This is a genomic window from Fulvivirga sedimenti, from assembly GCF_020328055.1.
This window is the reverse complement of record NZ_JAIXNE010000010.1, coordinates 64279-76665: the sequence shown is the minus strand read 5'-3', so window position 1 is coordinate 76665 and position 12387 is coordinate 64279. Positions and strand designations below refer to the sequence as shown.

Here is a 12387-nt window from a genome sequence, read left to right as displayed (position 1 = left end):
GAGCAGGGAATCCACAATCAGGTATTCGGCGTGCCAAAGGTACGCTCGGTGTGTAGAAAAACATAGTCGCAAGAATGTGCGTGCCGAAGGTACGCTCCGTGTGTAGATCAGGTCTGTCTTTTAGCCCCCGGATGTAATCTTATACCGCTCAGAATGTTTGCGCACCGGCAATTCCTTGCCGCTGTTTTTTAACAAAACAAAGGTGAAAGCGGCCCCAAAGTACACCAGCATGGAGCTGTAAAATATGAAAAGCATCAACAGAAGGATGCTGGCAGAGGCACCGAAAATAGCCCCGAATCGATCCGTGATGAGAAATGTGGTAAGAATCAATTTACCCAGCGAAAATAATACTGCCGTGAATAAACCTCCCTGAAGTGTATATTTCACAGGCATCCTTGCACCCGGTAAATAGCGGAAAAGACCTGCAAACCAGAGTGAGTATACAATCAGGCTGATGATAATACTCGCAGGTTTCGAGAGTAGTTCAATCGTGTCGGGGAGAAACTCTGAAAGATAATCCTTCATAACCGCTATAACCGTTTCTGAAATCGCAGTAACCAATACCAGAATACCGGCGAGGATAATGATCAATAGGGAAATACCCCGGTGGCGCAACCGGTACATAAAATTATTACTGGATGTCGTTCGAATTCTCCACATCCGGTGGATCGCCTGCTGTATGACATTAAACAGTGTGGTCGAAACAAAAATCAGGAAAAGTATTCCTCCAGCAGTAATCCAGCGATTACTCGCCATACTTTGAAAGTTTTCAACAATTTGAATTACCGTATTTGTGGTCGCCTCGCCGAATATGGAATCCAGCTGGTCATAGATCTTTTCGGTAATAACTTCCGTTCGGAAAATGATCTTGCTTAATATATTTCCCAGCAGGATGATGATGGGAGGAAGGGAAAAGACCGTGAAAAATGCGGTGGCGCCGCTGATTAAAAGCGGATTATTTCGTTGCAGCAGGGTGAAGGCTCTGCCCGTTAACTCAAAGAATTTAGAAATTCGACTGATCATCTTCATTTAGCCTGTTGGCCTGGTAACAAAAGTAGCATTCACAGGTTAATATGCTAAAAAAGAAGCTATGGATATATTGGTTGTAGGCGGAACTTCGGGAATCGGTCAGTCGGTGACAGAAAAATTAGTGGACAGAGGCGACAGGGTATGGGTATCGTCCAGAAATAAACCCACAAATCCCGTCGATGGTGTAACTTATCTTTCCGGGGATATCCTTGAAGATGAACTGGAACTGAATGTTGAGTCGCTTGACGGTTTGGTTTATTGCCCCGGCTCCATAAACCTTAAGCCTTTCAACAGGTTGAAGGAAGAGGATTTCGATACAGATTTTAATATCAATGTTATGGGAGCGATCCGGGCCCTGCAGCAAACCTATCCTTTACTGAAGAAAGGACAAGGCTCCTCGGTGGTGCTGTTCAGTACGGTGGCGGTTTCTCAGGGAATGCCGTATCATACGTCCACTGCGGCATCCAAGGGTGCTGTGGAAGGTCTTGCCAGATCACTGGCGGCGGAATGGGCACCTTCAATTCGTGTGAACGTCATCGCACCTTCCATAACGGATACACCAATGGCATCACGACTGCTCAGTTCTGACGAACGAAAGGATAATTCCGCGAAACGGCATCCGCTGAACAGGGTAGGGTCTCCTGCAGATATTGCAGGTTTAACGGCATATCTTCTTTCGGAAGATGCATCATGGATGACAGGCCAGGTGTTGGGAATGGACGGAGGAATGTCTACACTCCGGACGCTCTGATTTATTTTTTCCGCGTGGAAGAATCCCGGATGATGAGGGTTGTTTTAAGCGTCTTCAAAACGGGTTCAAGGACTGTGTCTTCATCCGCCTCTATTTCCCGGATTAACAATCGGGCAGCTTCCTGCCCCATCTCAAATCCCGGCTGAGCGACGGTCGTGATGGTCGGTTCAGTAAGTGACGTGAACTGCCAGTTGCTGAAACCTACCACGCACACATCTTCCGGAACGCGCAAACCACGTGCTTTCAGCGCCTGAATGGCTCCCAGCGCGATCATATCGGTACTGGCAAAAACACCATCGGGTTTCTCAGAAGCAGTATCGAAAAATTTGCCGAAAATATCTTTGGCGCTCTGCTCGTCATTGCCCATTTCATCATTGATAACCAAATCCTTGTTATAGGGAATGTTATGCTCTGCCAGTGCCTTTTTGTAGCCCTCATGACGGTCACGGGTGATGGTGAGGCTTGAAGGTCCCTGAAGGTGTACAATTCTCCGGCATCCCTGCTCGATGAGATGGGAGGTGGCCTGATAGCCGCCATTAATGTCATCGACCAACACATTGCTGCAGTTGAAAAGATCACAAGACCTGTCGAAAAACACCATTGGCATTCCACGTTTATGGATCGATTCAAAATGACTCAGGTCCTGTGTTTCCCGGGACATGGATACTATAATGCCATCAACCCTGTTGTTGAACATTGCCTTGGTGTCCATTACTTCCCGCTCATAGGATTCATTCGATTGCGAAATGATAACGCTGTAACCCGCGCCGTAGGCGATATCTTCAATTCCTGATATCACGGTTGAAAAAAAGAAATGTACAATCTCGGGAATAATCACACCAATTGTATTGCTCTTGCGGTGCCGAAGACTGAGAGCGATACTGTTGGGCTGGTAATTAAGTTCTTCAGCTAATTTGTTTACGGCCTTTTTCGTTTCCGGACTAATATCCGGATGATCCTTCAAGGCGCGGGAAACCGTAGAAGGGGAGATGCCTAATTCCCGGGCAATGTCCTTTATGGTGATCTGAGTACTTTTCAATGGGATTTCGAATATTACTTGAAACTAAAATACAGAATTAAACCCTGATTCCATACGGTACAATCGTTTTCGGAAGTAAAATTGGCTTCCGTTGATGTTTTTTAAGCAATTATACAATCACAAAAACTGGTGATATGGGAAAAAAATCGTCAAAAAATTTAAAATCAATTTCCGAAAACGTTTGCGATGGAATGTCCATTAAAATTGTGTTAATTTTATTATGAAGGAAGAAAAACAGTTGTTATAATTGATAATTGCAAAAAGAACGTGTTACTCACTGGAGCAACAGGTTAAACCCTAAAAAACCCTTATGATGAAGAAGTTTTACTATTTATTTGTGCTGTTGATAGGTGCCGGCCTTATGCAGGCATGCGATAACGGATACGCAGATTCTGATCTGATTGATTCACCTCCAAATGTTACATTATCAGGTGTGCCTGCTGCAGTTGAGGAAGGCGGAGCGCCAATCTCGTTTACGGCTACTTTGAAGGATGGTATTTCAGAACAACATTCTTCAACTCCACTTGCCAGTTATTCCTACAGCATGGTCGACACAACCTCTCTTGCCGAGGTTCGCAGTGGTGGTGCGGCTGTCTCCGGCAGAGATGCAGTAGTTGATGTTGCAATTGATATTACCGATGGTGGCGGTGCTGCCGCGGTTCCAAGCGGAGTTTACGAATTGTTGTTCACAGCAACGGATACAGGTGGAAATTCAACTCCCGTAACTAACATTGTTACCGTAATCGAATGCCAGACAGCTCCTGTAGCAACACTGGGTGTTATCGGATCTGCAACTCCGACAGGCTGGGATTCTGATACCGACATGACACAGGATCCGGATAATCCATATGTATGGACAATTACAATGACATTTGTGGATGGTGAGGCTAAATTCAGAGCTGATAATGCCTGGGCACTTAACTGGGGATCTACTGGTTTCCCTAGCGGAACAGGAACTCAGGACGGTCCGAACATCCCGGTAGCCGCAGGAACCTATGACGTTACCATCAACACTTGCACCGGAGTTTATTCGTTCAATTAAATACTCCGGTCCCAAAAATTAAAAAGCCCGTCACTGGGCTTTTTTTGTATCTAAGGAATTACCCATGAAGAAATTATTATTAATATCCGGCCTGTTGCTCCTTGTCATATTTCCAATGATGGCACAGGAAGGATTGGTTCGTATCGAACCGGCCTCAGCAAACGGAGATCAGCAGATCAGGGTTATATACGATGCCACACTGGGCGCTACCGCCCTCGTGGGAGCCAGTAAGGTGTATATGCATTCCGGTGTTATTACCGACGGTCCTTCAGGTACCGACTGGCAATATGTTGTCGGAGACTGGGGGCAGGACAATGGTATCGGACAAATGACAGCCGTGGATGGCGAAACAGACCAATGGGAAATTACGCTTTCCCCTACGGCACGTGATTATTACAACGTCCCGGGCGGTACTAATATCTTTCGTTTATCCATGGTATTCCGTAATCCGGATGGTACGCTGAAGGGAGCGGGCACACCGGGTAGCTACAGCTGGGGTTCTGTAGCTTCAAACGGAGACATTTTCATCAACCTGGAGCTTGGCGCCTTCGTTCAGATTACCGATCCGGATAACAGCGAATTGTTTATTGATAACGGGGAGACTATAAATTTTGCAGCCTCTGCCTCTTCCGAAGTCACCAATATGACTCTTGCAATAGATGAGGGATCCGGATTTAATGTAGTGGCGACGGTAACGAGTGGAACCACAATTTCTTATGGATATATGCCGGTGAATTCCGGAGATGTCGACGTAAGGGTAAACGCCACCATTGATGGCGAAGAAGTTTCAACAGTTCGCTCATTTTCCATTAACGTAATACCGGCCACTGTTGAGGAACCCATGCCCTCCGGTATGTTGAAGGGGATCAACTATACTTCAGCGACCACTGCGACATTGGTTCTTGAAGCACCTAATAAGAATTTCGTGTATGTAGTTGGTGATTTCAATAACTGGCAAACGTCAAATGCCTATCTGATGAAGAGAGATCCGGCAACCGGTTATTACTGGTATGAGCTCACCGGGCTGACCTCCGGCACCAAATATGTATTTCAGTACTGGATTGACGGTGTGATCAGGGTAGGCGATCCGTATGCTGACGAAGTCGCAGATCCTGATGATGATCCCTTCATACCCGCATCCGTGTTTCCGAATATCGCCCCCTACAATCAGCCCTATGGTCCGGCAACGATATTACAAACCGGTCAGGCGGATTTTTCCTGGGCGGTAACAGAAAGTTCATGGACGCCACCGGCGAAGGAAGATCTGATGGTGTATGAATTGCTGCTACGTGATTTCCTGGAAACGCATTCCTATGATGACCTTATCGATACGTTAAGCTATATCAGGCGATTGGGAATCAATGCAATTGAACTGATGCCGATCATGGAGTTTGAAGGAAACATCTCCTGGGGATATAACCCGTCCTACTTCTTTGCCGTCGACAAATACTACGGAACCAAGAATGACTTCAAGCGATTCGTTCAGGCAGCACATGCGGAGGGAATCGCTGTAATCATGGATATGGTTCTGAATCACGCGTTCGGAGAAAATCCGATGGTACGGATGTATTTCTCCAATGGAGCGCCTACAGCGGAAAGCCCCTGGTTTAATACCGTCGCGCGTCATCCTTTTAACGTAGGCTACGATTTCAATCATGAAAGTTCGTTCACCCAGGCTTTTGTTGACAGCGTGAACAACTACTGGTTAAGTGAATATCACGTTGACGGGTACCGGTTCGACCTGAGTAAGGGTTTTACGCAGGTGAATACGGGCAGTGATGTTGGAGCCTGGTCTGCCTATGATGCATCCCGCATAGCGATCCTCAAGCGCATGGCGGGTGAGATCTGGGATGATCATCCGGAAGCATATGTCATACTGGAACACTTTGGTTCCGGTCAGGAAGAAGCCGAACTTGCTGCGGAAGGTATGGTGCCCTGGCGAAACATGCACGGTTCAGCAATTAGCTCACTTGTTGGGCCCCAGGGAGACTTTTCTGCAGCGAATGCCACTACCCATGTATCCTACATGGAAAGCCATGATGAGGAGCGGATATTACATGAGGCATACGGACAGGGAGGAACATCAGGTGCATACAGCACCCAGGATTCTGTGATACTGCTGGAACGACTCAAAATGAACGCGGCTTTTTTCTTCATGCTGAAGGGCCCGAAAATGGTATGGCAATTTGGAGAACTGGGGTATGATTATTTTCTGAACGGCCCGAATGGCATCAACCGGCTTGATCCGAAACCCCTTCCGTGGGGAAGCGGGAATCTTGGGTATTATGAAGATCCGTTACGTCAATACGTCTACGATGTATTTGGCGGTATCCTAAGCCTTCGAAACGAATATGCCGATCAGATCAGAAACGCCCAGTACACCATTGATGTAGCAGGAGCAGACCGGCAGATCGTCATCGACGGAACGGTTAATGATTTTGTGATCGTAGGAAACTACGATCTTTCGCCGGTAACGATGACGGCTAATTTTACCAGTACCGGAACATGGTTTGACTACTTCAGCGGTGATGAATACCAGGTAAATACTACCAGTCAGTCGATAACATTGCAGCCAGGTGAATTTCATGTTTATACCAACCAGAAACTCTCCAACGGGTTTGCAGATGCCGTGGAAACTTTCCAGGTGCCTGTTACAGTTTCTCCTGATCCGTTTACAAAGGACACGGAAATCACCATTCGCTTTGATGCCAAAAAGGCAAACCCGGCAGGAACCGGTGGTCTTATCGGAGCATCTAAAGTATTCATGTATTCGGGGGTTGTGAAGGAGAGTGGCGCAAGTCAGGACCTGAGCAACATCGTGAACGATGCCTCGGCAGAAATGACGCCGGTATCAGGTGAGACAGATGTTTGGGAAATAACGCTCACTCCATCAGATTACTATGGGCTGGACGCCTCAGAGATCATTTTCCGACTGGGAATGTATTTTCGGAATGAAAATGGAACGTTACTCGGGAAGGGATTCAGGGGATCGGATATATTCCTTTCCGTTTTGCCGCAAGGCGATGCCCTGACGGTTTCCCCCGCTGATTTCTCACAGACAGATCAGATAACCATCACCTATGACGCCCGATTTGGTTCAGGTGCTCTTGCAGGTGCTTCAAAGGTCTACATGCATTCAGGCGTGGTGCTTACCGATAAAAGTGTGCCCGTGGGAAGTGACTGGACCCGTGTTGTGGGGGAGTGGGGTGTCGATAATGGTGTCGGACAAATGACCGCTGTGCCGGGAGAACCGGGTAAGTGGCAGATCACGCTGACTCCCAAAAGCTATTACTCACTTACAGGTAATCAGCAGGCATACTGGCTGGCAATGGTTTTCAGAAATGCCGATGGCTCAGTAAAATCGGCACTGGAAGCCGGCAATTACGAAGGTTATTTTGTTGCCGGGAATGGCGATATCTATGTGGATGTTCCGAATACGGATACCGTTGTCGGGATCGAGCAAGAACAAGGCAGATCAGATTGGATATATCCCAATCCGGCTAGCGACCTGGTGCGGGTTCAGATGAAGGACCGAAGCCTCACAGCTGTGATGATTTCCGACCTTCAGGGTCGAACGCTGGTATACCGGGAAATTTCAAATTTTACGGAAACAAAGCTGAATGTGGCGGCGCTTCGGGAAGGAGTCTATTTGCTGGTGATAACCGACGATCGGGGAGGTTCATATGTGCGAAAATTGAGCATAAAACGGTGATTGGTTTATTGACATATTTCAAATTTGACCATGTGTTTGATTGAAATTTGGTAAATGAAAAGGACTGAAACTCTTGATTTCTGCTTATATTTTAGGAATAACGGAAAAACACGATTGTACTGTAATGGTTGCAAACGTTTGCGGAGACGTTTTCGTGAATTTATGGTGATCAATATTGTTGTTAAGTCTATTAAATTAGTATAATTGGTAATTGAATTAATTGTTAACTACTAAGATTAATTTGTAATTCTCACTCTAATAAAACCCTTATGAAGAAGTTTTTACTATTACTTGGTGTGGCGTTGATTTCCTCCGGGATGTTGATGGCGCAGCAAACAGTGACGGGTCGAGTTACCGATGCTGAAGATGGTAGTGCTTTACCAGGAGTGAACATTCTGGAGAAAGGTACTACTAACGGTACGGTGACCGACATTGACGGAAATTATACCCTCAGGGTAAGCGGGGATGCAGTCCTTGTATTCTCGTTCGTTGGTTATCTGGCGCAGGAAACGGCTGTTGGTGGCCGGACTTCCATCGATGTTCAAATGGCGCCCGATGTGACACAGCTTTCCGAAGTTGTGGTTGTTGGATACGGAACCCAGGAAAAAAAGGAAATAACCAGTGCAGTAGCCAGTGTGGGTGCTGAGGATTTTAACACTGGTAACGTTACAGACCCTGCCCAGCTAATTCAGGGTAAGGTAGCAGGTCTTTCCATTACACGGGCAGGCGGTAACCCGAACAGCGGGTTTAACGTACGTCTTCGCGGTCTTTCCACGTTTGGAGCAAACACATCTCCGCTCGTGGTAATTGACGGTGTAATTGGTGCAAGCCTTGATAACCTGGATCCTAATGACATTGCTACCATTGACGTTCTGAAAGATGGTTCAGCTGCTGCGATCTACGGAGCACGTGGATCTGCCGGTGTTATCCTTGTTACGACAAAATCAGGAAAAGGAGCCGGAGAAACTTCTTTTGTGGACTTTACAGGTTATGTAACTGTTGATAATGTAGCTAATACCATTGACATCCTCTCAGCCGAGCAATACCTTGCTGAAGGTGGAACTGACTTTGGCGGTAGTACGGATTGGATTGATGAACTTACCCGTACTGGTGTTTCATACACCGGTAACCTTGCATTCGGAGGATCATCCTCAAGCAACTCATCTTACCGTGCTTCAATCAACTACAGAAATAACGAAGGGGTTGCGGTTAACACCGGATTTGAGCGTATCAACACACGTCTTCAGTTGAATCAGAACGCGCTTGACGGCAAACTGAGATTGAGCGTGAACGCTTCATACAATGAGCGCAACGATCAGAATATCAATAACGAGGCGTTCCGATATGCGATCATTTACAATCCTACCGCACCAATTTTTGAAGATGAGGCTAATGCCGGTCGTATCCAGGACTATGGTCCGTATTTCCAGCGTGACCTGTTTGATTTCTACAATCCGGTTGCATTGGTAAATCAGCAGGATTTTTCAGGTGATCGTACTAACATCCTCCTGAATGGTAGAGTAGAGTATGATCTTCTTCCTAACCTTACGCTGGCCGTTAACTACGGACAGGATCGTTTACGCGGAGTTAATAACGCTTACTGGTCGAAGCAGGATTTCGCTTCCGGATTTGGATCCGGCGGACGTGCACGCAAGCAGCAGTATGCTTCATTTAATGAAATCCTCACGGGAACAGCACAGTTCAACACTGAGTTGATCGATAAACTGGATTTCACCGCACTTGTGGGTGCTGAAACCCAGATCCGAAAGGATGATGGTTTCGCGGTAATGGCGAGAAACTTCCTGTTTGATTTCCAGGGTGCTGACAACCTTTCTTTCTCATCTATTCGTGATGGCGGAAATACCGAGTTGTTCAGCTACAGAAACAAGAACACACTGAACTCCGCATTTGCCAGATTGAACTTCAATTACGATAACACCTTCTTCCTTTCTGCTTCCCTTCGCGGTGAATCATGGAGTGGATTTGGTGAGAATGAAAAGACAGGTTATTTCCCCGCCGTAAGTATCGGTTCGGAACTGACAAACCTTTTTGACCTTGGACCTGTTAGTACCTTGAAACTTAGAGCTTCTTACGGTGTGACAGGACAATTGCCTCCAGCTGCAGATTTAGCACTCCCTGTATGGGGACCGGGTGGACGTGTGGATCTGGATGAAGATCCGGATACAAATGGTGACCTGTTTGTTGTTCCACAGCAGCAGCGTGACCCGAACCCAGGCTTGAAATGGGAAGTGAAGAAAGAGATCAACGTGGGTGTTGACTTTGGATTGTTTGACGATCGCTGGACAGGTTCCATTGACTGGTATACACGAAATATCAGCGACCTTCTTTATGGTCTGAATATTTCTGCCGGTGCTGCAAACCCTTTTGAGCCAGGTGAAAGTGCCGTGGTAGGATTTGCATGGGCGAACATTGGTGAGCTTACTGCCGGTGGTCTTGAATTTGCCACATCATACAACGGTGTTCGTCTCGGACCTGTTTCCTGGACGCCTTCATTCAACATGACCTGGTACTACCAGAAGACGAAAATCGAAAGCCTTCAGCTGACTGAGGATATCGGTATTCCTGAACTTCGCCTGGGTAACCTGGGATCTCCCGGACAGAACAACACTGTTCCAATTCGTAACATCCCTGGTGAACTGGTAGGTGATATCTACGGACCGCGCTACCTTGGTGTTGATGAAAACGGACAGTATGTACTTTCTGCAGACATCAACGATCCTGATAACCATGAGAAGTTAGGTAATGGATTGCCGAATTTTGAACTTGGTTTTGCCAACACATTCAACTGGGGTAAGTGGGATTTGAACTTCTTCCTTCGCGGAGTGTTCGGTCATGATCTGATCAACTCATATCGTAACTTCTACGAATCACGTCAGGATAACAAAACCTGGAACTTCGTAAATACCGATAAAGCTGATCCAAGAATTGTTGCAACTCCTACATTTTCATCACTGTATGTGGAAGATGCGTCATTCCTGAGACTGGATAACGCTCAGATTGGATATAACTTTGGAGTTGGAAGTTCTGCATTTTCTAAGATCCGCCTGTATGTGGCAGGTCAGAACCTGTTTACCATAACCAACTATTCTGGTATCGACCCCGAATTCCGACCAACTGACACAGAGAACGGAGATGGTTTCCAGACAAACCTTGCTCCTGGTATTGAGAGACGAGGTACTTACTTTACTGTACGTTCGTTCACCTTTGGTGTAGTAGCAAGTCTTAAATAATTGATAACGGAATTATGAAAAAATTAATTTATTATTCAGCCTTTATAGCCTCCCTGACCATGGTGAGTACATCATGTATTGAGCCTGATCAGGAAGTCTTTTCAAGCATTCCAAGGGATGTTGTACTATCGTCGACAGACCCGGATGTTCTTGCCTCATTGGCAAAATCAGCGTATTCACCTATCCGTGGTACCTGGGGTGGACATAACTCATTGTGGTCTATGCATGAAGTAGCATCAGATGAAATGGTTATCACCCAAAAAGGACCGGACTGGGAAGATGGCGGACAGTGGATCCGCATGCACCGACATGAATATACCCCGAGTGAGGAATCAATCAACAACGCCTGGGGCTACTGCTTCGGTGCGATCGGACAGGTTAACACGCTCCTTCGTCAGTTTGGCGAAAGCGAAGCACTGAGCGCCGAATTGCGTACGCTTCGTGCTCTTGTTTATCTCTGGTTAATTGATGCCTATGGTAATGTTCCTATCATTCTGGAAACAGATGACAACCCGTCACCACCTACCAATTCACGTCAGGAGATCTTCAACTTTATTGAAAGTGAAGTAACGGCAAGTTTACCTTTCCTTGCACAGGAGCGTACGTACACCCGCGTAAATTACTACGTAGGTCAGATGATCCTGGCGAAGTTATACCTGAATGCTGAAGTGTACACCGGAACGGCTCGCTGGGCTGATGCTGAAGAGGCAACTCAGGCGATTATTTCGGGTGGTGTTTACAGCCTTGAATCGGATTTCTTTGCAAACTTCGTGACAGATAACGCTGGTTCTGTGGAGAACATTTTCGTGATCAACTATGATCAGGATAATGCGGGAGGATTTAACCTCGGACAAATGACACTCCACTATCTGAGCCAGAACACGTACAACCTGCAGGAGCAGCCCTGGAATGGCTACAGTTCCTTGGAGGACTTCTACAATTCATTCGACGAAGATGACGAACGTATCGACTCGTTCCTTGAAGGTCCTCAGTTCTCCTCGAGTGGAGAGCCTTTGATTGACCTTAGTGCCGAGCCGAACGACCCGGATGGACCTGCGTTGAATTTCACTCCTGAAATCAACATGCTGGCTCCCGGAGCGTTCCGTCAGGCAGGTGTTCGTGTAGGAAAATGGGAGTTTGCGACAGGTGCACAGCAAAGCCTGAGCAATGACTTCCCAATCTTCCGTTATTCGGATGTATTATTGATGCATGCAGAAGCAAAGTGGAGACAGGGTGATGGAAGTGCCGTTGATTTTGTGAACCAGGTGCGTGCCCGTGCAGGTATCGCTCCATTGGCCAGCCTGAATGCCGACAATCTGTTGGCTGAACGCGGTCGTGAAATGTTCGCGGAAGGTTACAGAAGATCAGATCTGATCCGTTTTGGAAAATACAATGATCCATGGTGGGAGAAGCCTGCTTCAAATGCTTCGGTAAATATTTTCCCGATTCCGTTGCCTCAGCTGCAGCGTAACCAGAACCTGGAGCAGAACCCTGGATACAACTAGTAGATACATTATAATGTGATTAAAGAAAGCATGTGAAAGCATGCTTTCTTTTTATCTT

General features: G+C 46.7%; 7 protein-coding genes. 5 read left to right on the top strand and 2 right to left on the bottom strand.

The window, feature by feature from the left end:
• Positions 1-120 precede the first annotated feature (120 nt).
• The gene (locus LDX50_RS30240) at positions 121-1023 is read right to left on the bottom strand and encodes a YihY/virulence factor BrkB family protein (RefSeq protein ID WP_225700049.1); all 903 of its coding nucleotides are present in this window, start codon (positions 1021-1023) and stop codon (positions 121-123) included.
• Between the two features lie 67 nt (positions 1024-1090).
• Here LDX50_RS30240 and LDX50_RS30235 point away from each other — a divergent pair, with 67 nt between their 5' ends.
• Positions 1091-1780: an SDR family NAD(P)-dependent oxidoreductase gene (locus tag LDX50_RS30235; RefSeq protein ID WP_225700048.1), complete on the top strand. Its 690-nt coding sequence runs from the start codon at positions 1091-1093 to the stop codon at positions 1778-1780.
• A 1-nt stretch (position 1781) separates the two neighbouring features.
• Here LDX50_RS30235 and LDX50_RS30230 read toward each other — a convergent pair whose 3' ends face one another.
• On the bottom strand, positions 1782-2819 hold the full coding sequence (locus LDX50_RS30230) for a LacI family DNA-binding transcriptional regulator (RefSeq protein WP_225700047.1): 1038 nt from the start codon (positions 2817-2819) through the stop codon (positions 1782-1784).
• A gap of 310 nt (positions 2820-3129) precedes the next feature.
• On the opposite strand from LDX50_RS30230, the gene LDX50_RS30225 reads away from it, so the two are divergent.
• From LDX50_RS30225 to LDX50_RS30210, 4 genes are all read left to right on the top strand, one after another.
• Positions 3130-3861, top strand: a complete 732-nt coding sequence (locus LDX50_RS30225; RefSeq protein ID WP_225700046.1) for a cadherin repeat domain-containing protein — start codon at positions 3130-3132, stop codon at positions 3859-3861.
• A 64-nt stretch (positions 3862-3925) separates the two neighbouring features.
• Positions 3926-7573, top strand: a complete 3648-nt coding sequence (locus LDX50_RS30220; RefSeq protein ID WP_225700045.1) for a DUF4961 domain-containing protein — start codon at positions 3926-3928, stop codon at positions 7571-7573.
• Between the two features lie 269 nt (positions 7574-7842).
• Complete coding sequence (locus LDX50_RS30215; RefSeq protein ID WP_225700044.1) at positions 7843-10824, top strand: SusC/RagA family TonB-linked outer membrane protein; 2982 nt, start codon at positions 7843-7845, stop codon at positions 10822-10824.
• Between the two features lie 14 nt (positions 10825-10838).
• Complete coding sequence (locus tag LDX50_RS30210) at positions 10839-12329, top strand: RagB/SusD family nutrient uptake outer membrane protein (RefSeq protein WP_225700043.1); 1491 nt, start codon at positions 10839-10841, stop codon at positions 12327-12329.
• The last annotated feature ends 58 nt before the right edge of the window (positions 12330-12387 follow it).

Coding starts and splice junctions, on each gene's coding strand:
- LDX50_RS30240 (WP_225700049.1), bottom strand. CDS start 1,023: ATGATCAGTCGAATTTCTAAATTCTTTGAGTTAACGGGCAGAGCCTTC.
- LDX50_RS30235 (WP_225700048.1), top strand. CDS start 1,091: ATGGATATATTGGTTGTAGGCGGAACTTCGGGAATCGGTCAGTCGGTG.
- LDX50_RS30225 (WP_225700046.1), top strand. CDS start 3,130: ATGATGAAGAAGTTTTACTATTTATTTGTGCTGTTGATAGGTGCCGGC.
- LDX50_RS30220 (WP_225700045.1), top strand. CDS start 3,926: ATGAAGAAATTATTATTAATATCCGGCCTGTTGCTCCTTGTCATATTT.
- LDX50_RS30215 (WP_225700044.1), top strand. CDS start 7,843: ATGAAGAAGTTTTTACTATTACTTGGTGTGGCGTTGATTTCCTCCGGG.
- LDX50_RS30210 (WP_225700043.1), top strand. CDS start 10,839: ATGAAAAAATTAATTTATTATTCAGCCTTTATAGCCTCCCTGACCATG.